Below are 25425 nucleotides of genomic sequence, written 5' to 3' on the forward strand. Positions count from 1 at the left end.
TATTTTAGAATATAAATAGATGAATCTATCATCGCTAACCCTGCGCCTAAAATCAACTCATTTAGGCAAACAGCGGCTATTCGCTCATTAACGCGGCCATCAAAGCCTTTTGTGCATGCAGCCGGTTCTCTGCCTGATCAAAGATCAGGGAGTTCGGTCCATCAATGACGCCCGCACTTACTTCTTCTCCGCGGTGTGCCGGCAGACAATGCAGGAACATGTAATCTGGCTTCGCGCCTTTCATCAGTTCCTCATCGACCTGGTACGCAGCAAAAGCCTGCTCACGAACCTTTTGCTCCTCTTCAAAACCCATGCTTGCCCATACATCGGTATAAACGATATCCGCATCCTTCACAGCTTCCTGAGCACTGTACGTCACAGTCACTTCAGAACCACTTTCCTTCGCAATGCTGCGCGCCTGCTCTACCACTGCGCTATCCGGCTCATACCCTTTTGGCGTCGCTACAGCAACATGCATGCCCATCTTCGCTGCACCCAGCATGAGAGAGTGTGCCATGTTGTTACCATCACCGACATAAGCCATTTTCAGGCCAGCCAGTTTGCCTTTGTGCTCCAGTACCGTTTGGAAGTCCGCCAGTACTTGGCACGGATGAGCGGCATCGCTCAGGCCGTTAATAACCGGGATATCGGCATGCTCCGCCAATTCAGTTACATTATGGTGTCCAAAGGTACGAATCATGATGCCATCCAGGTAGCGAGACAATACTTTAGCTGTATCATGCGTTGTTTCCCCGCGACCAAGCTGGATATCGTTTTTGCTCAGGAAGAGTGCGTGTCCACCCAGCTGGAACATGCCTACTTCGAAGGATACACGCGTACGTGTGGATGATTTTTCAAAAATAAGTCCAATCGTTTTGCCTTTCAGCGGCTGATAGGCTACGCCGTTTTTTTGCTTGCCTTTGATCTCAATGGCCAAGTCCAGCAAGTAGCGGATCTCTTCGGCTGTGTAATCGGTAAACTCAATAAAGTCACGGCCTCTAAGATCAATCTTCTGGATTTTCTCCGTTTGTTGTGCTGTCATGTGAATGTTGTCCTCCTTATATCCGGTTCCCTGCACCCGCTCGGGCAGAAGAGAGCAGCCGTGGCAGCGCATTCTCAGGCAGCCTTGGCTTACTTTATCTTCCGCAGGTTCTCCGCGCGGCTACAGGGATTCATCATCTAGTTCTGCGCCGGGGCCATGCGAGGCCCCAGTACAGCATGCTTTTCATTTTGTCTAAATGGATTATTTTAAGCCTTCTTCGCTGCTACGTGTTCTTCAATCAACGTTGCCACCAGGGATACCGCTTCATCGATCTCTTCCTTGCTCACATACAGATTCGGAAGCAGACGAATGACATTCGGTCCTGCGTTGACGAACAAGATGCCACGTTTCTGTCCTGCCAAAACGATATCGCCTACTGGCTCTGCACATTCGATTCCGACCAGAAGCCCCAATCCGCGAACTTCCTTCACAAATGAATGGCCTGCCAAACGCTTCCGCAGGGAGCTCATCAGATAGTCACCCATCTCAGCAGCGCGCTCAGGCAAGCGATCTTCCAACATCGTTTCAATCGTGGCAATCACCACGGACGAAGCTAGTGGCGTACCCCCGAATGTCGTTGCATGGCTGCCTGGCGTAAACGCATCCCGCAGGAAACCTTTACCCAGCATCGCTCCTACCGGGAAGCCGCTACCGATCCCTTTGGCTACCGTAAACACATCTGGCTCTATGCCATAGTGTTCATGTGCAAACAGCTTGCCTGTACGTCCCATTCCAGTCTGTACTTCGTCTACAATCAATAAGAGGCCATGCTCGTCACAAAGTTTCCGCACATGCTTGACGAATTCCGGTTCGACCGGATATACGCCACCTTCGGCTTGAACCATTTCCAGCATAATCGCTGCTGTTTTAGGGCCAATCGCCGCTTCCAATGCTGCAATATCATGCAAAGGGACAGTAACGAATCCGGCTGGCAATGGCAAAAATCCTTCTTTCACCTTATCCTGCCCTGTTGCTGTCAGTGTTGCGAGTGTCCGTCCGTGAAAGGACTGGGCAAACGTAATCACTTCATAACGGTCGTTCCCTTTCACCTTCTGGTGATAACGACGTGCGACCTTAATGGCTGCCTCATTGGCTTCCGCGCCACTGTTGCAGAAGAACACCGCATCAGCACATGTATTGGCTGTCAGCAACGCGGCTGCTTTCTCCTGGCCCGGAATCTGGAACAGGTTGGAGACATGCCATAGCTCATCGATCTGAGCTTTCAGCTTGGCTCCCACTTTCTCCGGTGCATGGCCAAGGCTCGTTACAGCGAGTCCGCACATGAAGTCGAGATAACGGTTGCCCTGATCATCCCATAACCAGCTGCCTTTACCCTTGACCAGACTGATTGGATAACGCGCATACGTTTGGAAAAGAGAGCTTTCCGTCTGTGCCGCTGCACCTGTTGCTGCTGCTCCCGCTACTGCTGTGCCAGAACCTGGCTGTTCATTGCCTTTTGCCATCACCTTTCACACTCCTATTCCTTTTTTTGAGTGCACCTACCACTCCGGTGACAGAACGGCCTTCCGATCGCTGTTATCCCCGGATTTTTTGATTCCCTTTTTTAAAGGTTAAAATCCGGGGATAAACGCGAGCGCTTCGCTTCTTTAGGCCTTTTCTGTCCCCTTCGTTTTGTGCACTTTTTTACTTATCTAAAATAAACCCCTTATTGCATGCGGATAATTCGGGTTCCGATCGTTTCACCCTTCAGCACGCGGCTCAAGATTTGTGGCTCGCTTCCGTCCACGATAATAACCTCGCGTACTTTGCCATGAATGCAAGCAATCGCTGCGCGCACCTTAGGGATCATGCCGCCGTAGATTTCTCCGGTTTGAATCATGTCCTCGATCTCTTGTACAGAGACTGATGGCAGAACTTTTTTCGCCCCGTTAACGGTCTTCATAATTCCAGGTACATCCGTCACAACAATCATCCGGCTTACACCGAGGTGGGAAGCTACCGCTCCTGCGGCTGTATCTGCATTGATATTATACCGTTGTCCGGTTGCATCCACGCCCACCGGCGCAATCACCGGCATATATCCCATGTTCACTATGCCTTGAATGATTTCTGCTTGAACGCCTGTTACGTCTCCAACCCAGCCGATCTCTGCATGATTCGCCACAGGTTTGGCTTGGATTAGTCCACCGTCTACGCCGGACAAGCCCAGCGCATGTCCTCCGACGCGCTCTATCAGGCGTACGATCTGTTTGTTGATACTCCCGGCCAGCACCATCTCCACGACATCCAGCACGGGTTCCGTTGTTTTGCGGAGTCCATTCACGAACTCGGTTTCAATGCCCAGCTTCGCCAGATTCTCCGATATTGCCGGACCTCCACCATGCACGATGACGGGCTGAGTTCCCTGGGACTGCAAGTCTCGCAAATCCGCAAAAAAAGATTCAGGCAATGCCGCGAGCGTGCTGCCTCCGCATTTCATGACAAACGTCTGCTTCTCTGCACCTTTTTCTACTCCGGCACTCTCATTTTGTAATGTTGAATTCATGAGGAGCACTCCCTTCGTGTTCTCGTTCTATATAAAATCAACCTTTTACATTTGCCACTCCGATTGCAGCACCATCTTCCGATCGCTGTTATCCCCAGATTTTTTGATCCCTTTTCTAAAGGGTAAATCCGGGGATAAAGGCGAGCGCTTCGCTTCTAAAGATTGGTGCTGCCCTCTCCGTTACCATGTAAAATTCCATTTGTTAATATCGAATAACACAAGATAGTTTAAAGATAGTTTATTAAGTGCGGTATGCCGCATTGATTCGAACGTAATCGTATGTCAGGTCACAGCCCCATGCTGTAGCCCTTCCTTCGCCATGGTGCAGATCCACCACAATGCGAACGGTATCGGTTTGCAAGTAGGCTAGTGCAGCTTCTTCATCAAATACAACTGGGCGGGACTGCTCAAGTACCGAGATATCTCCCAAACGGATATCCACGGTGTCCGGGTTAACCGGCTGTCCTGCACGCCCCACGGCTGCAATAATCCGTCCCCAGTTTGCGTCCGCACCGAACATTGCTGACTTCACCAGGCTGGAGCCGATAACCGTTTTGGCAATCGCCTGTGCCGATTCATCACTCACTCCACCCGTAACCTGCACCTCGACCAGCTTGGTTGCCCCTTCCCCATCACGTGCAATCGCTTTGGCCAGCACTTCACACACATAAGTGAATCCTGCGGCAAAAGCGTCCCAGTCCGGATGTTCCGTGGTCAATTCTTCGTTCCCCGCCATCCCACTGGACATTGCAACCAGCATGTCGTTCGTACTCGTATCTCCATCTACGGTGATCATGTTAAATGTATGGTTAGTCGCCTGACGAAGCAAACTTTGCAGTGCTTCTGCGCCAATAACCGCATCACTCGTCATAAAGGCGAGCATGGTCGCCATGTTGGGATGAATCATCCCAGATCCCTTGGCTGCACCTGCAATCGTAACGTTCTTGCCGTTTACAACGACAGATACGCAGGCTTCCTTTTTCACCAAATCGGTCGTCAGGATCGCTTGAGAGAATTGCTCTGCTTCATTGGCATCCTGCCCCAAACTTGCCGGCAATGCGCTGATACCCGAGTGTACTGCGTCCATTTTCAACAACTCACCGATCACACCGGTCGATGCCACAGCAACATCCTCTTCAGCTACGCCAAGTTCACGTGCGGCTGCCGAACGCATCGCATATGCATCCTTTTCGCCCTGCTGCCCGGTACAAGCATTGGCATTACCACTGTTAACAACCACGGCCTGAAGGCGTCCATTGCTCAAGCTCTCGCGAGTTACCTTCAGCGGCGCAGCCTGGAATACGTTCGTCGTATACACGGCAGCTGCCGTGGCTGGCACTTCACAACGGATCACTCCGATATCGTTGCGTGATGTTTTTTTCAAACCGCAATGAAGTCCGCCAGCAGCGAACCCGCGCGGGGTTACAATCGTTCCGTTTTCCACTACGGTGTAAGCCTGTTGCTTCACATTTGTTCCCATATGTTATCCCCCGTTTGCGTTCGGCTGCATGCCGATTGGCCGCCTGCTAATCCTGAATTCGGTGATCTCCTGAATGGCTCCGGAAGTGCAGCAGCCTGCTCTCCCGATCCCCTTCTTTACGGATATACCGGCGTCATGTTCAGCCCGAGGTTTTCCTCCCATCCCATCATCAGGTTCATATTTTGAATCGCTTGCCCGGAAGCACCCTTCACCAGGTTGTCGATGACCGATATGATTGTTAAACGTCCGGTTCTTGGATCAACCGCAAATCCGATATCACAGTAGTTGGATCCTTGCACTTCCTTGGTCGAAGGCCAGATGCCTGGTTCACGCACCCTCACAAAAGGTCGATTCTCATAATACTTACGGTACAGATCTACCAGGTCCCGATCACTGTGATCTCCCACCAGGCTTGCGTACATCGTACTCATAATCCCACGTGTCATTGGCACCAGGTGCGTCGTAAACGTCACCGTTACCGGACTTCCGGTAATATTTCCAAGCACTTGCTCAATTTCAGGGATATGTTGATGTTTGTTGAGTTTATAGGCTTTGAAATTTTCGTTCATCTCTGCATAATGGTATGCCAGAGCCGTTCCCCGTCCAGCACCGGATACGCCGGATTTGGCATCGATAATAATTGTGGATGGATCGATCCATCCTGCTTCCACTGCAGGAATAAGTCCCAGAAGGGTAGCTGTAGGATAACAGCCCGGGTTGGAAATAAAGTTTTTGCCTTTTACTTCATCCCCGTACACTTCGGCCATCCCGTATACAGCCTGTTCCAGCAGATCACTCGGCGGAGCCGGGTGTTTATACCACTGTTCATATACGGCTCCATCCTTCAATCGGAAGTCCCCAGACAGATCGATCACCTTCAGCCCTGCTTCGAGCAGGCTCGGGACGAGCTTCGTGCTTACTCCGGATGGGGTAGCCGTGAATACCAGATCTGCACGTTCTGCAATCTCAGCTGGAACTACGCCATCCAGTGGCCTGCGAATCACATCCGTCAAATGCGGAAATCCGTCTGCAATAGACTCGCCGCTGCTGGATGAAGAGATCACCGAAGTGATTTCAACCTGTGGATGGTTCTGAAAAAAACGAATCAGCTCCACCCCGCCATAGCCGGTGGAACCGACAATTGCCACTCTCAATTTGTTACTCACTCTCGCTCCCCCAATCCTGTTGTATGCGATACTTATACGATGCTTACGCCCTCAAACGGCCCTCACACGGTAATTCCGTCGCTTCTATGCATATTTGTGTATTATTATACGACTCTAGTTATATAAATACAACACTCTACCATCAATTTCACATGGATTCTTATCAAATCCGAACATATCTTTCCAATATCTGCGGGACGAACCCGAATACTTCTGCTAAAATACGTTTTATAGGAAAGATTACATACCAAGGTCTTATTCATAACAAATTCTACACGAGGAAGGGTTTATGAATGGATTCACGTTGGTCATTACGAGACATGGGGGACTACAGTGCATATCGAATCCATTTTACTTATGGTACTCCTGGGCCTGAATATTATCTTCGCTGCAGCAGTCGTGTTCTTCGAACGTAAGGATGCCAGTGCATCCTGGGCTTGGCTGCTTGTATTGAACTTTATTCCTGTGCTTGGGTTTGTACTTTATCTACTAACAGGTCAGAATCTGACCCGCTACCGACTGTTCCAATGGAAAGAGAGAAAGAAGCTTGGTCTGGAGGAACGCATCGCCGCACAACTCGAACAGCTGCATGACAATCGGACGCCATTCAACAACAGAGCCACCGAAAGCAGCCAGGATATGATCTATATGAATCTGAAACAGAACGGCGCTCTCCTTACGGAAGACAATGCTGTAGAGATCATCACCGATGGAACGGACAAATTCCAACGGTTACTCGATGATATTGAAGCCGCGCAGGATCATGTTCACGTGCAATATTACATTTACCGGGGCGACCGGCTGGGTAAACGCATTCGGGATGCTCTGATCCGCAAAGCGCGGGAAGGCATCAAGGTTCGTCTGCTGTACGACGCGCTTGGATCGCGGCGGGTATCGAACCGCTTTTTCAAAGAATTGCGCGAAGCAGGCGGTTTGGTGGAAGTCTTTTTCCCATCGAAATTCAGCCTGATTAACCTGCGTATGAATTACCGCAACCACCGTAAAATCGTCATCATTGACGGTAACCTCGGTTATACAGGCGGATTCAATGTGGGGGACGAGTACCTCGGGTTGAACTCCAAGTTTGGTTATTGGCGCGATACCCACCTGCGGATTCAGGGAAATGCCGTTCATGCGCTTCAGACGCGCTTCCTTCTCGATTGGAACGAGGCATCCAAGCAGCATGACACCCCTTATGTTCCTGAACATTTCCCGCATATTGAGGGTACAGGAACGACGGCCATGCAGATTGTCTCTAGCGGACCGGATGCAGAGACGGAGCACATCAAGAACAGTTATCTGAAGATGATTAATGGAGCCAAACATTCCATTCTGATTCAGACGCCTTACTTTATCCCGGATGCCAGTGTATTCGAAGCCATACGTCTCGCGTGCCTGTCAGGTATTGATGTGCGCATCATGATTCCCAATAAACCGGATCACGCCTTCGTATACTGGGCTACACTGTCTTACATTGGTGAGCTGTTAAAAGTCGGAGCAAAAGTATTTATATACGATAACGGCTTCATCCATGCCAAAACGCTCATTATTGACAGCATGGTCGCATCGGTGGGTACCGCCAATATTGATTACCGCAGTTTCCGGTTGAACTTTGAGGTGAATGCCTTTATGTATGATGAGGTCATTGCCACAGCATTGGTTAATACTTTCGAGCATGACCTTAAGGTATCTCGCGAGATGACGCAGGAGGAGTACAACAAGCGCAGCCTGAAGATTCGTTTCAAAGAAGCGATCTCCCGCTTACTTTCTCCGATTTTGTAACAGGGTCATTCAAAACGTAAAAAGCAGGGACATCCTCCGCCATGTTTGGCTGGAATGGACATCCCTGCTTTTTTATTTTATATGTCGCTCGTTAATAGGCGCTGAAATTATGCCTCGTCTCGCTTAAAGCCCTCGCCAAGCACTTCGTGCGCATTACTGATAATAACAAAAGCCTGCGGGTCCACGGACCGGATCAGTGCTTTCAATCTTGGTACCTCATTTTGCCCAACCACGACCATCAATACAGTACGCTGGTCGTCCGTGTAACCACCCTTTGCCTCCAGCTTTGTTAATCCACGATCCAGATCAGCAAGAATGACTTTGGTAATCGGTTCCGTCTTGTTGGAGATAATGTATGCAACCTTCGAGTAGCCCAGTCCCATCTCCACGGCATCAATGACTTTTCCGGTAACGTATAGACCAATCAGTGCATAAAGTGACTGTTCCAACGACAATACAAACGCAGCCATAATAATAACGGTAGCATCCATGATCACAACGCAAAGAGAGTAACTGAGCCCGCTGTATTTCTGTACGATTCTGGCGAGGATACTCATCCCACCTGTTGAACCTCTTCCCCTGTATACAATGCCGATGCCAAGCCCCACACCAATACCTCCATACAGAGAACCGAGCAAAGGATTCGTCGTAGGAATGGCCCAGTCTTTCGTCAGATAAACGAATAGGGGCAGCACAATACTGCCGAGTACCGAACGGATCCCGTACTGTTTACCAATAAGCAGAAACCCTGCGATGAGAAGTGGAATATTGATGGCCCACTGCGTGTATGCGGGTTCAAGCCCCAGCCATTCCTTTCCAAGAATAGACAGCCCGGATACTCCTCCTGAAGCAATCTGATTAGGTAATAAAAATAAGTTAAAGGCAACCGCAATGAGAAACGAACCAATAATAATGGATGCCGTATCTACTACGTTTCTCCAGGGTCCATTCAGAGGGATGAGGGTGGCTAACCTCTTTTTGCGGTTTGGTACGAAATGCTGATGCTCTTGCATGGTTGTCGTGCTCTCCTTTTATATGACTGATAAGTTGCTGATTTTTCTTCCCTATTTGGGCTCAAAAAAAAGCCCCTGTATACACCAGCATACGCCTACACGTATCCGGTCCATACAGGAACTTTGATTACTCGGTTTCTACTTTAATCTGGCTGCGCAAATAACCGTCGATGAATGCATCGAGGTCGCCGTCCATTACTGCACCTGTATTTCCTGTCTCTACGCTCGTACGGTGATCCTTTACCATACTATAGGGATGGAATACATAGGAGCGAATCTGGCTTCCCCATGAAATATCCGACTGATCGCCTCGGATTTCATCCAGCTGTTGTTTTTGCTCTTCAATTTTACGCTCATACAATTTGGAACGAAGCATCGTCATCGCGCGCTCACGGTTCTTGATCTGTGAACGTTCGTTCTGACACGTTACCACAACTCCGGTAGGAATGTGTGTGATCCGTACGGCAGAGTCGGTGGTATTGATGTGCTGTCCACCCGCACCGCTCGCACGGTACGTATCGATCTTCAGATCCTCTGTCCGGATGTCCACTTCCACCGTATCGTCAATCTCTGGAACAACGTCACAGGATACGAAGGATGTGTGTCTGCGGCCCGAAGAGTCAAAAGGAGAGATCCGCACCAATCGATGGACACCCTTCTCTGCTTTCAAATAACCATAAGCATTGTGTCCCTTGATGGACAACGTAACACTTTTAATCCCGGCCTCATCGCCTGGCAGATAATCGAGCACCTCTACCTTGAAGCCGCGTTTCTCAGCCCAGCGAGTGTACATCCGGAGCAGCATTTGTCCCCAGTCCTGAGACTCGGTACCGCCCGCACCCGGGTGAAGCTCAAGAATGGCATTCATTTTATCGTACGGTTGATTTAGCAGAAGCTGAAGTTCAAACTCTTCCAACTTGCTCACGATGGCCGTAACACTGCTGGCAACCTCAGCGGCCAGATCTTCGTCGCCTTCTTCATCAGCCAGTTCAACCATCATTAGGGCATCGTCATAGTCCTGTTGGAGTTTGGCGTATTGATCAACCGATCCTTTCACCGCATTCATCTCGGCGATAACCGATTGCGCCTTCTCATTATCATCCCAGAAATCGGGAGCTGACATCTTCTCTTCAAAGTTCTCAATCATTTCCTGTTTGAGATCTAAGTCAAAGAGACCCCCTAAGGTTTGTTAGTTTCTTGCCTATTTCACGCAGGTCCTGCTTCACGCTTGGATCGATCATGTGCAATTCCTCTTTTCATTAAGATAAGCTCCTCGCAAACCGGGCACTTCTCCAGATCGGGTGTCAGATGCTTCACCTTGGTGTCCAGATTACCATTATAGCGGCAATTCTCTTCACCTGGATCATGGCTGCATAGTTATAACTATGCACCAATCACCGGTTATGCATCCTTCATTTGATCAATTGAAATGCCCGGCCGCAAGGAGCCGTTCATGTATTCTATATAAGTTAATCTAGGAACTATTACACCATAACACTCCGATTGCAGTAGCATCTTCCGATCGCTGTTATCCCCAGATTGCTTCTGCAATCTCCGTTATGGTGTAAGAGAATATCGCTTAACTATTCTTGGCCGTGGCAGTGTTTATACTTTTTGCCGCTGCCGCATGGACAAGGATCGTTGCGGCCGATTTGGTCGGAGACTTTTACCGGACGCTTCTCAGCAGGTTCTCCGCTAGTCGAGATCTGGCTCTCTTCCACTACCGCCTGACGCTCCTGATTGCTCTCGATTTGAGCTCTCATCACATAAGTTGCCACTTCTTCCTGAATCGAAGCAATCATCTGATGGAACATTTCGAAGCCTTCAAATTGGTACTCACGCAGTGGATCTGTACCGCCGTATGCACGAAGGTGGATACCTTGACGCAGTTGATCCATTGCATCAATGTGGTCCATCCATTTGCTGTCGACTGCACGAAGCACAACAACTTTCTCGAATTCACGAACCATTTCTTCACCGATACGCTCTTCACGTGCATTGTACTTTTTCTGCACTTTATCAAACAGGTAATCGATGATCTCTTCGGCTTCCTTGCCCCACAGATCGTCTTTGGTAATCGAACCATCATCCAGCAATTTGCTGTTCATATAGTCCGCTACTTCCTGCAGTTCCCAGTTCTCTGGAATATCGTCACTGCAGTGCGCTTCAACAATGCGTTCAATGGAAGGCTTGATCATATCCATAACGATCTGTTTGATATTTTCGGATTCAAGCACCTCACGGCGCTGTTTATAAATAATTTCACGCTGTTGGTTCATGACATCATCATATTGAAGAACGACTTTACGTACGTCAAAGTTGTTTCCTTCAACACGCTTCTGTGCGGACTCAACTGCACGAGTGATCATGCGGCTCTCAATAGGTTGGTCCTCTTCAAAGCCAAGACGCTCCATCATGTTCAGTACGTTGTCTGCACCGAAGCGTCTCATCAGCTCATCACCAAGGGACAGATAGAACTGTGTAGAACCCGGGTCACCCTGACGTCCTGCACGTCCACGCAGCTGGTTATCGATCCGGCGTGATTCGTGACGCTCTGTACCGATGATATGAAGACCGCCGACTTCAGCTACGCCTTCACCCAAAATAATATCTGTACCCCGGCCAGCCATGTTGGTTGCGATCGTAACCGCACCAGCTTGACCAGCTCCAGAGATAATTTCTGCTTCTTCCGCATGGTACTTGGCATTCAGCACCTGGTGTTTCACACCACGGCGTTTCAGCATGTCGGAAAGACGCTCAGAGTTCTCGATCGATACTGTACCGACCAGAACCGGCTGGTTTTTGCTGTGGCGTTCTACGATCTCTTCAACTACAGCTTTAAACTTACCGTCGATGCTCTTGTATACGACATCTGCCATGTCATTCCGTTTGTTCGGACGGTTGGTAGGAATCTGCAATACTTCGAGGCCGTAGATTTTCTTAAATTCTTCTTCCTCGGTTTTCGCTGTACCCGTCATCCCCGCAAGCTTGCGGTACATCCGGAAGTAGTTCTGGAACGTAATTGTAGCGAGCGTCATACTCTCGTTCTGTACCTCGATGCCTTCCTTCGCTTCAATCGCTTGGTGCAAACCATCGCTGTAACGACGTCCTGCCATCAGACGGCCTGTAAACTCATCGACGATCATGACTTCTTCTTCGCTGACTACGTAGTCGACGTCACGACGCATAATTACGTTCGCTTTCAGCGCCTGTACGATGTGATGGTTAAGCGTGACATTGGCGTGATCATACAAGTTCTCAATGCCGAATGCTTTCTCCGCTTTAGCTACCCCACCTTCAGTAAGGGCAACGGATTTCACTTTGATATCTACTGTAAAGTCATCTTCCGGCGTCAGACGTTTGACAAAACGGTCTGCAGCATAGTACATATCCGTCGACTTCTGAGCTTGTCCGGAAATGATCAGAGGCGTACGCGCCTCATCGACCAGGATGGAATCCACTTCGTCAATGATACAGAAGAACAGCGGACGTTGTACCATCTGCTCTTTGTAGAGCACCATATTGTCACGCAGATAGTCGAATCCAAATTCATTGTTCGTTCCGTACGTGATATCACAAGCATATGCATGCTGTTTCAGCGCATGATCCATGCCGCTCAGGTTAACCCCAACCGTCATGCCCAGGAATTCGTAGATCTGTCCCATTTCCTGGCTGTCACGCTGTGCCAAATAGTCATTGACGGTAACGACGTGTACCCCTTTGGACATCAATGCATTCAGGTAAACCGGGAGAGTTCCCACGAGGGTTTTACCTTCACCCGTTTTCATCTCGGAGATGCGGCCCTCATGCAGAGCAATACCACCCAGCATCTGTACGTCATAGTGACGTTTGCCCAGAACCCGGCGGGATGCTTCACGTACCGTTGCGAATGCTTCCGGCAGAAGCTCATCCGTTGTTTCCCCTTTTTCAATACGGGCACGGAACTCCTCGGTTTTGGATTTCAGTTGCTCATCAGACAATGCCTGAAATTGTGGTTCCAGTTTATTGATCACATCGACCGTCTTCATCAGACGTTTAACATCACGTTCGTTCATGTCGCCGAAGATCTTTTTGACAAGTCCTAGCATGGTATACCCCTTTCGTGCAAAACAGAATAGACCCCCTGCTGCCGCCATGCGACACCATCGGATGGATATGTGCATCCACTTGCCCGGGGGTGACAAACGATATAAAACATTAATATGGATGAATCAACTCCAGGCTTGGCCAGGATTACTCATGAAGCTGATTCGATATTCACGGACTCGCTCCTTGCATAATAAGGGCAAATCCAAACCTTACGAATCATGTTCATGGTGCTGTGCCTGTCATTGATTATGATTAGCGATCATTCGTTGACAATTCCTCATCAGGACAATGATTCTCTTGCATAAATTGTAACAGTTTGTAAGGGTCGCCGCAACACGCCGAGGCATACTTCTTAGAACTTCTGGAGCCTCTTCGTACACGTTTAAGTGCAAAAAATCATAGCCGTTAGCGGAAGCCTTTCTTTTCGCTGTTATATTTTCAGATCATATGGTGAGTCCAAGGAAATGTTCATGGTAAAATTGGAACCTTTTCTCAGTTTACTGAGTCTATCATAAAACTCCATTATTTACACATTAAGAGTGTAAAAGTTCATCTTTTAGGTGGGCAGTGATCCTTCTTCCTACTCTCTATTAGACGCGTCTGCATGGGAAATAGTTTCATAAACTTGCTTGCACAAATTTTCCCGGCTGCGTCTATGCAGAAAAGAGCCCCATCCCGTATGGGACTGAGGCTCTTGTTAGTTTGTTCATTTAATCATACAGGATACTAAGATGTCCTCCTGTAGTCCAATTTTCGTAAGTGCTCATTTTAACCTTTAATGGGTAATTCAGAGTCATCGTACATAGGTGATTAACCTTGCTCGATTAAACCATATTTCCCATCGTTCCGTTTGTACACGACGCTGACTTCTTCATTCTCAATGTTGGAGAATACGAAGAAATTGTGGCCGACCATGTTCATTTGGAGGATTGCCTCTTCCACGTCCATCGGTTTCAACATAAACCGCTTCGTCCGTACCACTTCAAAATCATCGTCCTCTGTATCCACATCCAGTTCAGCAGTCGCTACTGTACCTGTCGGATCTTCAACGAAGAGTGTTTTCAAGCTGCCTTCCTGGCGGAACTTCCGGTTAACTTTCGTTTTGTGTTTACGGATCTGACGTTCCAACTTGTCCACCACAGCATCAATGGAAGCGTACATATCGTCGCTCTCATCTTCAGCGCGGAGCACAATGCCTTTCAAAGGAATCGTCACCTCGACCGTATGCAAGCCTCTCGTCGTGCTCAATGTAACAGCACCGTCAGAGTTAAGGGGTGCATCGAAATACTTCTCGAGTCTACTCAACTTTTTGTCGACATAATCTTTCAAAGCATCGGTAACCTCGATTTGTTGACCTCGAATACTTAAATTCATAGGGCACTCCTCCTTTTCCTTTGCCACTTCATTATAACACGAATGTAAGCGCCATGTAAAAACTCCCGGTGACCGAATCATGACATCTGTTCAAGTCACATCTGCCCACCTACGTGTAACGCCATATTTCGCGATATTTCATCATATTTAGGCGAAATTCTTTATTTACATGATGTTGATATAGGGCGCTTGAAGAAGTAATTAACCGTTTTCCTCATTCCTCAATCTATTATGTAATATCTTAAAAAGAATCTATTAGAAAAACAAAAAAAGACCCCGGAAAACCGGAGTCTATTGCTAGCGATAATTCAATTGGTAACCATCTAACCATATATGTAGGTCGGATTGTCCGGATGATTATAATTTGATTACGTTAGCGGCTTGAGGTCCACGTGCGCCTTCGACGATGTCGAATTCTACGGATTGACCTTCTTCCAAAGTTTTGAAGCCTTCGGATTGAATTGCGGAGAAGTGTACGAATACGTCGCCGCCATCTTCAGTCTCGATGAAACCGTAACCTTTTTCTGCGTTGAACCATTTTACTTTACCTTGCATGCACTAACATTCCCTTCGTCGTCAAATGAAGTGAGGCTCTTGCCCGAGGCCTTAGCCCACAATTCAGACTATACCATCCAAACTTATCCATTGTCAATTGGTAAAGAAAATGTTTTATTGGTATTTTTTGTAGGATATTGACGAAATATAAGAACGGTATATCTATTACAAGCTGTATCAGGTTAAGGAAGCAATGAAGAAGGACCTCAAAACGATATTTATAATTAGCTTATTGCTGTCCTTTCATTCCTAATAAGTTGCAATAGATCAGGATTGCTAGTCTTTGACTCAGCAATGTCCAAATACCTCAAAGCCTTAGGGACATCTAGAACCGACATTTCTCTAGCCAAATGCAGCCATAATCTTGCATTCCCCTGGTTACTTTGCAAGCTTGCAATCAGTAAGTCAATATTACGCTTTTTCTTGGCCTTCAGATCAACTATGTTAACATCATAACCATCATGCAGTAGATGAATATCACTTGATAAGCGAGGTATATCACCGTAGGAAATCTGTTCATGAATTCTATCCATGTATCTTAAGTGGGCTGGGAATAGCCTAACATACCCCACAGGAATCACTTCCACTATTTCTCCGGCCACAGTGTTATCATAGATAATATCGAAGACCGCTTCTTGGCCAACCTCTTTCTGCCTCTGAATATAAGAACGGACCTTAGTTTGCTCCTTACTAGGTAGCACATCATCTGAATCAACTACGAATACCCATTCATGAGTGACTTGCTCTAAAGAATAGTTCCGTGCAGCCGCAAAGTCATCAATCCATTTGAAATGGTACAACTTAATATGAGGGTGTTTCTGAATATATTGATTAACAATTGCAATTGTCGCATCTTCCGATCCAGTATCGACTATTACAATCTCATCAACTGCATTCACAATACTATCGAGGCAACGCGCAATACATCGCTCCGAATCTTTCACAATCATAGCAGCTGAAACGCCCATTGAACCCCTCCTATTCATCTTAATGTTCTTTGAGAGAAAATATAATTAGTTGTATGAAAGGGAGTATCCTTTCTCCTCACAAAATTATTTCTCTCGCAAACTCTCTAATCTTTTTAAAGAGGGACCGTAATTATATTCCGCTGCAGAACTATATTGCTGCATGGCCAGATCGTGCTGACCTATGACTTCATAATAGACACCCAAATTATGGTGTGCCGCATAACTGCCAGTCCCCTGAACCTTACCTTCAACTTCAACTTCTCCAATGGAAAGAGCCCGTTTATAAAATTGCTCTATTAAAGCTAAATTGCTGCTGTATTCGTCTGGATTACTTAAGATAAGCTCAAGCATAAATAGGGCAGCAACAAAGAAAAAATCAGCACTTTCCTCTAAGTATTCATAGTTATCCTCTATAACAGAAATCCCTTCCTCTAAGGTCCCTGCAGCAATCGTAGCGTAAAGATAGTTTATGACAATTTGAGGTGCAAAAGTTTTCCTTCGGTCTATAAACTGGTAAGCCAGTCTTAAGTGAGCAACAGCGTGATTATGTTCCTGGAGCCCTCTGTATTCCTTCGCAATCTGATAATGAAAGTAAGCATCTTGCTGATGTTCTTTGATGCATTCAAGTAGAATAGGAATGTTACGAGTACTCTTAATTTGATTCAAATAACCATCATGACTAATTTCCACATCAATGATGACTCTGCTCAAATCAGATTGTATTTGTTCATGTATCTTTCCAATATACCGACATTGCTTTGGAAATATCCTAGATATATAACTTGTTTCAGTATTTATTCCATCCTGACTTTCAAACTGATTCTTCACCTTAACCCTACCGATTGCTGGCCCTGATTGAATAAATTCTCGGATTGCTGCGGAACAATCATTTGAGATAAATTCATCTGCATCAAGTACAAGGTTCCAGTCACTTGCGGACTGATCCAGAGCGTAATTTCGCGCCGCTGCAAAATCTTGATTCCAAGGATATTCGAAAATTTCAGTAGTAAACTCACTCGCGATTTGAATTGTATCATCCGTTGAGCCTGTATCAACAATAATGATTTCATCTACAAGACTTTGCACACTGTTTAGACATCGTCTAAGTGTCTTCTCCTCGTTTTTTACAATCATCACCAAGGAAAGTGTAATAATCATATTTCTCCACCCTGAATGTGGAATATATCCCCAGATGTTCTACTAGCTTTTTTACCAACTGGAAAATAATCAAATCCCGCCTCTTTAATTTCATGATCAGAATATATGTTTCGGCCATCTATAATGATCGGCCTTCTCATAATAGACTTCAATTTCATTAAATCTATATATTTAAATTCTGGCCATTCTGTAATAACACATAGGGCATCACAGTTTTCAGATGCTCTCAATGAACTAGAACACCACTTAATATTTGGACGATCCATTACTTTTTTGAAATTATCCATGGCTATAGGATCGTAAACTTTTACAAGCCCCCCATGATCAAGAATCCTATCAATTATCTCAATCGCAGGGGTTTCTCTAATGTCGTCAGTCCCCGGTTTGAAGGAAAGACCCCATATTCCTATTTCTTTTCCCTCAAGTGATCCTAGGGAATTCTTTAATTTAGTTAAGATTTTCATTCTCTGGTATTGATTAACCTCGACTACAGATCTTAAAAGCTTAAATTCATGTTCTACATTACCAGCTATTTGAATAAGAGCTTCTGTGTCCTTCGGAAAACAAGATCCCCCATATCCAATACCAGCCTTAAGAAAACTCATTCCAATTCGATTATCTAGTCCCATACCGTAAGCTACTTCTTCTACGTTAGCTCCCAATTTCTCGCATATATTAGCTATCTCATTAATAAATGAAATTTTGGTAGCTAGAAATGCATTTGATGCATATTTAATCATTTCAGAACTTTTTCGATCTGTGAATACCATTGGCACATTTAATGGAGCATAAAAGTTTTTAAGCTGTTCTTTTGTTCTCTCATCATTATTATCAATTCCAATTATTATTCGATCTGGATGGAACGTGTCTTCAATTGCTGATCCTTCTCTAAGGAATTCTGGGAGAGAAACTACACAAAAATCCCCGCTAAATTTACTACTGATAATCTGTTCAACTACATCATTGCTCCCAACCGGAACAGTGCTTTTCACTGCTACAATTGTATATTTACTCAAAGACTCCCCAATATTTTCAGCAGCCTTAAATACATAATTAAGATTTGCTTGACCGCTAGGAAGAGGAGGAGTTCCTACAGCAATAAAAACAATCTCTGCATTTCTAACAGACTCTATTGTCTTCGTTGAGAATGAAAGACGGCCAGATCTTACATTTCTGCTCATCATTTCATTTAACCCAGGCTCAAAGATCGTGCTTTCTCCAAGGTTTAGTGAATCTATTTTATTAGCATCGTGGTCAACACATACTACATTATGTCCCATCTCTGCATAGCAAACGCCCGATACCAGACCAACATATCCCGTCCCTATAATAACAATATTAATAAGTTTACCTCCTTAAACACAAAAACTTGTTATAATCTCTTTGTTTCCTTATCAAAATAAATACAGTAGCTTTTCGAAATCTGAAATCATATTCGATAATGAACTAAATTCACTTAAACTTTCTCTATCTCGCTTAATATGCTCTTCGATATCGCCTGTGGACCAAATATCTTCTAATGAAACATCAATTAAGCCATTGCTATTTTTCTTTTTAATAAGAAGAGCCTTCTGAGAACTACCCACTCTATGATTTAATAGTAATTTTTTCTCCCAATTAAATAACCATCTAGCTAGTGCATTTTGCTCATCCGTAGAGAGACTTCCTTTTAAGAAAATACTCGTAGTCATATCAAATAAGCTCAAAACCAATTTTTCTTTATCCTTGAATCTTGAAGCATCAAAAGGATTATTTGTAAACATCGAAACAGGAATCATATTCACTACTTCTAGGTCATATGTCTCCAAAATATCGTTGATATATCTAATATCACGAATCACTAGGTGTGAATTTTTACTTTTTGCATTTGTTTCTGAGTAAGCGTCAAATAATATTACGTATCCTTGATCATTGATTTTTCCAGAAATATTTGAGATAGTATTCTGAAAATTTCGCTCGTTCGTTATATGAAGCAAAACATCAGCTGCAAATATTAAATCAGCTTTTTGGGATGGATAGTAATCAAGACTTGATACATCTCCTTTTTTAAAATTATACTCAGGATAAGCTTGGCTTAAGTTCTCAATGGATCTATCAGTAATATCTATTGCATTATAATTAGTAACACCCTTTTTCTTGAAATAATCAGTAAAAACCCCTATGCCTGGGCCTAACTCAAGTATGCTTTTGGTATTTAGAGATTTGCCAAAAATTTTTGTTATGAGCACTTCGAGTATTTCAAACCGACTCTGGTACATAAATGTGTTATATTGAATTCCCAAGCCCTGATAACCCACGCTTTCAATGTTGAACTTCTCATTCAACCTGTTTTGCCAATATGAGTTATAGTTAAAAGTTTTTATTAGAGGTGAATTCATTGATTCAGCTACAACATTTTGAATTTCCCTAATTTGATTAGCTAAAGAGTATCGATCGGCAATAAATTTATGATAGTCTTCTGAATTATAATTTTCTTCAATTATCATACTCACTGCTTCATGAACTGTATTAAATATATATTCTTCTGGCCATACCTCTTGACTAAACACGAAGTTATGAATAACAGGTTTAATTCCCATTGCCATCGCTTCAGCTATTCCATAACCAAAACTTTCGTGCATTGTAGTAGATAATATATAATTCTTATCTTCTAGCCAATTTTTAATATCCACTTGATACCCTTGAAATACAACATTATCTTCCAGCCCAAGCTGTATGACCATATGATTCCAGTAAAGTTCTAGAACTTCGTCTTGGAAATCCCCAGCAATAAAAAACTTATATTTGGGATCTATATTAACTACTTCTTTCGCAATTTGGAGAAGCAACATTGGATTTTTTCTGGAATTTAAATAGCCTATGAAGGCAATATTAAACCCGGTCTTTTTATCCCCATACTTATAACGTTCTAAATTCACGCCATTATGGATCGTTATGATGTCAACTAGTTTTTCAATATTAGGTACCTTGTTACACAATAGATTTTTAAGATGCTCAGTTACAATAATTAACTTATCAACGTTTTCCCAAGCTACTTTTTTAGGATTGTCAGTGAACACTTCATATCTATGAATACGACATATTAATTTTTTTTCTTTAGCAATTGGTAAATTCGAGGCTGCCGCAAAAATATTGTCGCACCATTCGAACCAACAGAGATCAGCCCACTTCATCCCTTCTTCCAATTGTTTTGCGTCTTCTACTATTATTTTCCGAACGTAATAGGTCTCGGAAAGACTTTTCATTATATCATTTAAAAATTTATCCCCATCTTTATGGGAGAAAAAGCATATTTTTTGTCTATTGTTAAGTTCTTCATATTCAACGAGGGTACGATTAAATGTCGCAGCCAGTAACTTCGTCTGATTTCTACGTTCATAAATAGCTATGTCGGAAGTAACACGATATTCATTCATTTTTCCACTTTTCCACTTTTCATAAAAATAAAGAACTGATCTCTCTATTTCAGCTATTTCTTCGAATTTAACATTAACCCCTCTACCTGTCTCCTCAAGCAGCAGTTCAACAAGACTATCTTTAGGTGACAATGATAAAATATTTTTATTTAAGCGGAGATATTCAAAGACCTTACCCGGATACATTGTTCGATTTTTTTCACCTGGGCCTACTATAAGTAACAAAAGATCCATTTCGTTAGCTAACTTTAGGCTATCATGATGAGACAGATAGTCATAAAATTTAATAACGTCTTGCAAACCAAATTTTTCCGCCGCTTCCTGCCATATTTCGTTATTTCTGCTCCATGTGAAACCAACTTCTATATCCGTGTGAGGAATTTTCCCACTATTTATCAAGTTGAATAAGGCCGTCATAAATGTAAGAGGAGTTCTTATTAAGTAAAGTAGCCCATTATGGAGAATTCGGAACTTATCATTACTTGAGATCTGTTCTTTAATATTTAGAAAATCATCTTCATCATAACCATTAGTAATAGTAATGACTTTAGATTCATTTAATTGGAATCTCGTTATGAAATTATGTGTTGCATATGGGGTCGTAGTTATAATTTTATCAGCTGTACTTACAATGTTTTCCTCCATGCAATATTTGATTTTATAGATAATATCTTTTTCATCATAATCCTGGTAAGCATTATTGGTCCATTCATCTCTAAAATCTGCAATCCATGGTTTATTAAGTTCCTTTTTCAATAAATATCCGATCACATGATCAGTAAATGGAGCTCCAGTGGTATACACAAGCTCCATTTCACTAATATCAATTGTTTTTTTCACTTCTTCAATTACGTTAATACCCCATAAAATATGTTCGTCCGGTTGAAGCAAACCAATATTATCTGATTTCACTTTAGAAAGAAACTCATCCATTATTTCTTTTTTATTGACGACTTTATTATAGCAAGCTATCAAATTATTTAATTGTTTCTGATCTAATTTCATCGGAGGTTCGTCTACTCTTATTACTTCTGTCCCTTCTGGAATCTCGCTGAGAAGAGTCTCATCACGATAAGGATAATTCGAAGCTCCCGTTGTGACAATTACAGGCTCCCATCCTTCTTCTCTAAGATATTTAACAAATTTAAGCGTCCGCTGTACTCCGGAACCACCTAGGGGAGGGAAAATGTGCGCAATGATAAGAACTTTTTTCCTTATAGACGAATCAGCTTGTTTATATTCATATAATTGAGATGTTTTTTCTTTTAAAAATTCAATTAAATTTGAGTCAGTACAGTATAGTAATGCTTTGTCGTAATAACGATAAGCTTCATTATATTTTTCTAAACTTTCATTAGTTATTGCAATATTGAAGAGTAAATCAAAATATTCACTATCTAGATTAATACCTTTTTTGAAGATTGAGAGAGCATATTCTAAATTCCCTTGTAAGTATTGAATAATCCCTCTAAAACACAAAATCTCCGAATCAATAACATTTATCTTTTCATATTCCTCTATCATGTAAGACGCTTGTATTAAATCATTGCTTTCTATTAAATTCCTGATCTTATCTTTATAGTCTCTCTTTAATTCCTCTAATTCCTGACTTTCATTATTCATATAATCGGCACCCCTTCTGGGTTAGATAAGTTTTTAGTTTGATCAATTAAAGATTCACAGATCTTTTGTGTTTTGAAATCTAAGACAGGAATGATTCTTATTATACGTTCATTGATAAATTTAAGATCCGTAGAGTTCAAATTGATAGTTTCTTTGTCTAGTCCTTTAACCCAATCTGCATAACGTGTCATCACTGAAACCCTATAAGAAATATTCATTGATAACAAACCACTACTAATTGCTGTCCAAATATTCCAGTGAATTACTCTTTTTAAATAGAGACTATATATACTTCTTCTAAGAAAAGAGTCCTGAATATAGTCCCTTAGTTCTTTTCTAATAAGTTCGAGCATGCTTAGTACCTGCTCTAAATTAGTCAAAGGATCTTTATATACAGATTGAGACGCAGATTCAGATTCACCGTCTCTGATGCGATATTTATAAACAACATCTGATGAATTAATTATCGTTTTAGCTCGTAATAAAGATTTAATTGTAAATACTTGATCCTCACCATAATGTAAATCTTCGTTAAATTTAACATTCTCAATAAGGTTTCTCTTAAATAATTTCCCACAAGAATAAACTGAAAAAACTATATAAGGGTTATTGATTAAACTAAGCGGGCCTTCAATTTTCAGTTGAGGAAATTGATTAAAAAATTGAACAATTGATTGTGATTTAGAATCAAATCGTTCGTAAATTCCTGTAACAATATCTGCTTTATGTGCCATAGCCAATCTGTACATATTTTCAAGAGAATTACGAGGAAGTATATCATCTGAATCTAGAAAGAATACATATTCCCCTTTGGCTACTTCAAGACCTGAATTCCTTGCCCCAGAGACACCTTTGCTGAATGAATTTTTCAAAACAACTATATTCTTGTGCTGAGCGGAAAAATTTAATGCAATCTGATACGTTCGATCGTTCGAACCGTCATCTATCATTATAATTTCAATGTCTTTCATTGATTGAGAAGTCACTGACTCTATAGTTGATTCTATAAAATCCTCAGAATTAAACATTGGTATTATAACTGATATTTTTTTATTCACTAACATTTCATCACATCCATAATATAGGTTTAATTTAGTCTTCCTATGATCTCACTTTCAACAGAGTCTAATCTCTCTCTCAAACTTAGAACTTTCTCATTTATAATTGAAACAGAATTCAAGTAAGATATAGAATGAGCGTAGTCACCTATTTTATAAAAGATATTACTAATTAAGAATAGAGTTTCATCTTTATCGGAACCAAATTCCAGGGAATATTCCAACATGTTTATAGCCATGTTGTATTCCCCATACTCGTATAATCTATTTACCAGAATATTAATTGTACTCAAAGGATCTAATGTATAATCTTTTATAGCTGTTCTAACTCTTTTAATATCCTCATGTTTGTTTTGTAACACTTTCATTAATTCAAGTAGTGATTCCCTTCTCTGAACATTATTTTCGATCCGAAGAACGAGAAAGCTCAACCATTTGGTTGGGTCCTTTTTCAAATTGATGCTCTGTTCAATCTCATAAATCCAATTTTTAATTTGTTCAGTTTTATTAGAGATTTTTAATAACCAGTTTAGCGCTTCAACTTCGTTCCCTAACGCTAAGTGAATTGTACTGACATTAAAAATCGTATCTTCGTTACTAGGATCTAATTCATATGCCTTATTTAATAGCAGGAAAATATCTTCCTCATTTTTCTTCCTCTCATAACTCGTAATAGCAAGATAATTTAATAAGGGAATGACAGGTCCAGTGTACGATGCAAGAGCTCTTACAATTACTGGCGATGAACTAGAGATTAATTTTTCGAGATCAGCTTCAAAGGGGTTATTCATTAGTCTATTAAACAACTCGTGTAATTGATTTATACTGAGGGGTTTGGAAGCTTCAAGTATATAAGCATCAATTTCAATACTTGAAGTTACATTCCGGCCTATAAGCTTCTCAAATTCTAAAATAACATTGTTATAATTACTTGGAATTTTATTACGAGTTGAACTCAACTTAATGTTTTCGAAATTCATGTCATTCAGTTGTTTGCCAAATTCATTTACTACAGCAATATTAAGACCTTTTTTCATGGGTTTATTTTCTAATATTTTCATTATATTTTTATAACTATTTAAGTTAGGGATATTGACTATCAATTTCCCCTTAGGTTTTAATAATTCAAAGCATTCATCAAATTTTAAATCCTCTACAAGCGAATTTAAAATGATATAATCTAAAGAATTATCATCAAATGCATGTTCTTGAATACTTGTTTTTATTTTCCCCTCTAATTGAGATGGCGCAATAGTTGTCCTTCTCTCTATTCCAAAAACATGAATGTCAGGATTCTGCTGTGTCAGCTCGAGAAGTGTGGCACCTAGTCCACAACCTACTTCTAATATTCTCAAACTTTCTACACTCTCTATTTCAATATTTTCTAAAATGTCAAAATTGCATAGGAAATTTTCGTGATCCATTTCCCATTTTTCAAAAACTACATCTTGATCTATAAAACTTACGTCACTAATTCCGTAATGATAGACGAATACCTGTTCACACGATATAAGCTTATACCCTGCCTCGCAAGCCCTAACAGAATACTCAATTGCCATAGCTTCCCCTGTTAAGCATTCATTGAAATCCCCTAAAATATGGAGGATGTTTTTTTTGAATAATATACAAAAATTTGAGAGAGTCACTTTTTCCTTTTGTCTAATATGTCTGCTATTATTACATGCAAAAGAAAACATCTCTTCTAATGATGCCGGATTAACATCAACTTTTTGTCCAATTTCTGTGAAATTACTAATTGGGCCTACTCCGGCCACCTTTAAATCCTGATACAACGTCTGAATCATGTAAATAAGCCAATTTTCTGTCACTATGGTATCACTATGCATAAATAAAATATTTTCTCCTGAAGCAATTCTCATTGCTGTATTCCAGGCTTTTGCTTGAGAGATCGGGCTGTCATTAAACACAGTAATAATATCAGTTTGTTCCATTAACCAATCTCTATACTGAAATGTTTCACCATTCTCGACTACAATTAATTGGTAAGTTCCTTTTTCCGTGAATTTTCTAATGCTATCAATACATGCTAAAAGATACTGGAAAGCATCTTTCGATCCTGAAATTATTATGCTTGTCTGCATGATAATGACTCCCTCACGTTTCTTCTATTTATTCTATTATCGGCTCCTTAGTTGAAAACAAAGAGGTTTTTTCCAAAAAATATAAGATGTATT

General features: G+C 42.5%; 17 protein-coding genes. 1 reads left to right on the top strand and 16 read right to left on the bottom strand.

Translation table 11 applies throughout. From position 1 onward, the window contains the following. Window positions 1-76 precede the first annotated feature (76 nt). The 5 genes from argF to argC form a co-directional block, all read right to left on the bottom strand. Window positions 77-1042: an ornithine carbamoyltransferase gene (argF, locus tag CHH60_RS15005; protein ID WP_095359908.1), complete on the bottom strand. Its 966-nt coding sequence runs from the start codon at window positions 1040-1042 to the stop codon at window positions 77-79. A gap of 206 nt (window positions 1043-1248) precedes the next feature. Next, window positions 1249-2505 (bottom strand): aspartate aminotransferase family protein, encoded by a 1257-nt coding sequence (locus tag CHH60_RS15010; protein ID WP_095359909.1) that lies wholly within the window; start codon window positions 2503-2505, stop codon window positions 1249-1251. 203 nt (window positions 2506-2708) lie between these two features. Next, window positions 2709-3548, bottom strand: coding sequence for an acetylglutamate kinase (gene argB, locus CHH60_RS15015; RefSeq protein ID WP_095359910.1), 840 nt, complete (start codon window positions 3546-3548; stop codon window positions 2709-2711). A gap of 241 nt (window positions 3549-3789) precedes the next feature. Then, window positions 3790-5028 carry a bifunctional glutamate N-acetyltransferase/amino-acid acetyltransferase ArgJ gene (gene argJ, locus CHH60_RS15020; RefSeq protein ID WP_095359911.1) on the bottom strand — a complete coding sequence of 413 codons (1239 nt, stop codon included), beginning with the start codon at window positions 5026-5028 and terminating at the stop codon, window positions 3790-3792. A gap of 116 nt (window positions 5029-5144) precedes the next feature. Beyond that, complete coding sequence (gene argC, locus CHH60_RS15025; protein ID WP_095359912.1) at window positions 5145-6194, bottom strand: N-acetyl-gamma-glutamyl-phosphate reductase; 1050 nt, start codon at window positions 6192-6194, stop codon at window positions 5145-5147. Window positions 6195-6527: 333 nt separating this feature from the next. Here argC and cls point away from each other — a divergent pair, with 333 nt between their 5' ends. Beyond that, a complete protein-coding gene (gene cls / locus CHH60_RS15030; RefSeq protein ID WP_095359913.1) occupies window positions 6528-7976 on the top strand; it encodes a cardiolipin synthase in 1449 nt (482 codons plus the stop codon). 107 nt (window positions 7977-8083) lie between these two features. Here cls and CHH60_RS15035 read toward each other — a convergent pair whose 3' ends face one another. From CHH60_RS15035 to CHH60_RS15085, 11 genes are all read right to left on the bottom strand, one after another. Then, the gene (locus CHH60_RS15035) at window positions 8084-8989 is read right to left on the bottom strand and encodes a YitT family protein (protein ID WP_095359914.1); all 906 of its coding nucleotides are present in this window, start codon (window positions 8987-8989) and stop codon (window positions 8084-8086) included. A gap of 127 nt (window positions 8990-9116) precedes the next feature. Beyond that, window positions 9117-10230, bottom strand: a protein-coding gene (gene prfB, locus CHH60_RS15040) for a peptide chain release factor 2 (RefSeq protein ID WP_141236954.1) whose coding sequence is annotated in 2 segments (ribosomal slippage) — window positions 9117-10157 and window positions 10159-10230 — 1113 coding nt in all. Because the reading frame shifts where the segments join, the coding sequence is not laid out codon by codon here. Between the two features lie 342 nt (window positions 10231-10572). Then, the gene (gene secA, locus CHH60_RS15045) at window positions 10573-13077 is read right to left on the bottom strand and encodes a preprotein translocase subunit SecA (protein WP_095359916.1); all 2505 of its coding nucleotides are present in this window, start codon (window positions 13075-13077) and stop codon (window positions 10573-10575) included. An 811-nt stretch (window positions 13078-13888) separates the two neighbouring features. Further along, window positions 13889-14452, bottom strand: a complete 564-nt coding sequence (gene hpf / locus CHH60_RS15050) for a ribosome hibernation-promoting factor, HPF/YfiA family (protein ID WP_095359917.1) — start codon at window positions 14450-14452, stop codon at window positions 13889-13891. 357 nt (window positions 14453-14809) lie between these two features. Further along, complete coding sequence (locus CHH60_RS15055) at window positions 14810-15007, bottom strand: cold shock domain-containing protein (RefSeq protein ID WP_024631599.1); 198 nt, start codon at window positions 15005-15007, stop codon at window positions 14810-14812. Between the two features lie 224 nt (window positions 15008-15231). Then, on the bottom strand, window positions 15232-15975 hold the full coding sequence (locus CHH60_RS15060) for a glycosyltransferase family 2 protein (RefSeq protein WP_095359918.1): 744 nt from the start codon (window positions 15973-15975) through the stop codon (window positions 15232-15234). Window positions 15976-16059: 84 nt separating this feature from the next. Beyond that, window positions 16060-17133: a glycosyltransferase family 2 protein gene (locus CHH60_RS15065; protein WP_255247944.1), complete on the bottom strand. Its 1074-nt coding sequence runs from the start codon at window positions 17131-17133 to the stop codon at window positions 16060-16062. Beyond that, window positions 17130-18476 (bottom strand): UDP-glucose dehydrogenase family protein, encoded by a 1347-nt coding sequence (locus CHH60_RS15070; RefSeq protein WP_095359919.1) that lies wholly within the window; start codon window positions 18474-18476, stop codon window positions 17130-17132. The genes CHH60_RS15065 and CHH60_RS15070 overlap by 4 nt, the downstream gene beginning before the upstream one ends. Before the next feature lie 51 nt (window positions 18477-18527). Next, entirely contained in the window at window positions 18528-22172 is a 3645-nt protein-coding gene (locus CHH60_RS15075; protein ID WP_095359920.1) for a glycosyltransferase, read from the bottom strand. After that, a complete protein-coding gene (locus CHH60_RS15080) occupies window positions 22169-23236 on the bottom strand; it encodes a glycosyltransferase family 2 protein (protein ID WP_095359921.1) in 1068 nt (355 codons plus the stop codon). The genes CHH60_RS15075 and CHH60_RS15080 overlap by 4 nt, the downstream gene beginning before the upstream one ends. Window positions 23237-23259: 23 nt before the next feature. Beyond that, window positions 23260-25332: a glycosyltransferase gene (locus CHH60_RS15085; RefSeq protein ID WP_095359922.1), complete on the bottom strand. Its 2073-nt coding sequence runs from the start codon at window positions 25330-25332 to the stop codon at window positions 23260-23262. Window positions 25333-25425 lie beyond the last annotated feature (93 nt).

Origin of the sequence: Paenibacillus sp. 7523-1 (genome assembly GCF_002276415.1) — a bacterium.
Taxonomy (GTDB): domain Bacteria; phylum Bacillota; class Bacilli; order Paenibacillales; family Paenibacillaceae; genus Paenibacillus; species Paenibacillus illinoisensis_A.

Coding starts and splice junctions, on each gene's coding strand:
- argF (WP_095359908.1), bottom strand. CDS start 1,042: ATGACAGCACAACAAACGGAGAAAATCCAGAAGATTGATCTTAGAGGC.
- CHH60_RS15010 (WP_095359909.1), bottom strand. CDS start 2,505: ATGGCAAAAGGCAATGAACAGCCAGGTTCTGGCACAGCAGTAGCGGGA.
- argB (WP_095359910.1), bottom strand. CDS start 3,548: ATGAATTCAACATTACAAAATGAGAGTGCCGGAGTAGAAAAAGGTGCA.
- argJ (WP_095359911.1), bottom strand. CDS start 5,028: ATGGGAACAAATGTGAAGCAACAGGCTTACACCGTAGTGGAAAACGGA.
- CHH60_RS15035 (WP_095359914.1), bottom strand. CDS start 8,989: ATGCAAGAGCATCAGCATTTCGTACCAAACCGCAAAAAGAGGTTAGCC.
- secA (WP_095359916.1), bottom strand. CDS start 13,077: ATGCTAGGACTTGTCAAAAAGATCTTCGGCGACATGAACGAACGTGAT.
- hpf (WP_095359917.1), bottom strand. CDS start 14,452: ATGAATTTAAGTATTCGAGGTCAACAAATCGAGGTTACCGATGCTTTG.
- CHH60_RS15055 (WP_024631599.1), bottom strand. CDS start 15,007: ATGCAAGGTAAAGTAAAATGGTTCAACGCAGAAAAAGGTTACGGTTTC.
- CHH60_RS15060 (WP_095359918.1), bottom strand. CDS start 15,975: ATGGGCGTTTCAGCTGCTATGATTGTGAAAGATTCGGAGCGATGTATT.
- CHH60_RS15065 (WP_255247944.1), bottom strand. CDS start 17,133: ATGATTATTACACTTTCCTTGGTGATGATTGTAAAAAACGAGGAGAAG.
- CHH60_RS15075 (WP_095359920.1), bottom strand. CDS start 22,172: ATGAATAATGAAAGTCAGGAATTAGAGGAATTAAAGAGAGACTATAAA.
- CHH60_RS15080 (WP_095359921.1), bottom strand. CDS start 23,236: ATGTTAGTGAATAAAAAAATATCAGTTATAATACCAATGTTTAATTCT.
- CHH60_RS15085 (WP_095359922.1), bottom strand. CDS start 25,332: ATGCAGACAAGCATAATAATTTCAGGATCGAAAGATGCTTTCCAGTAT.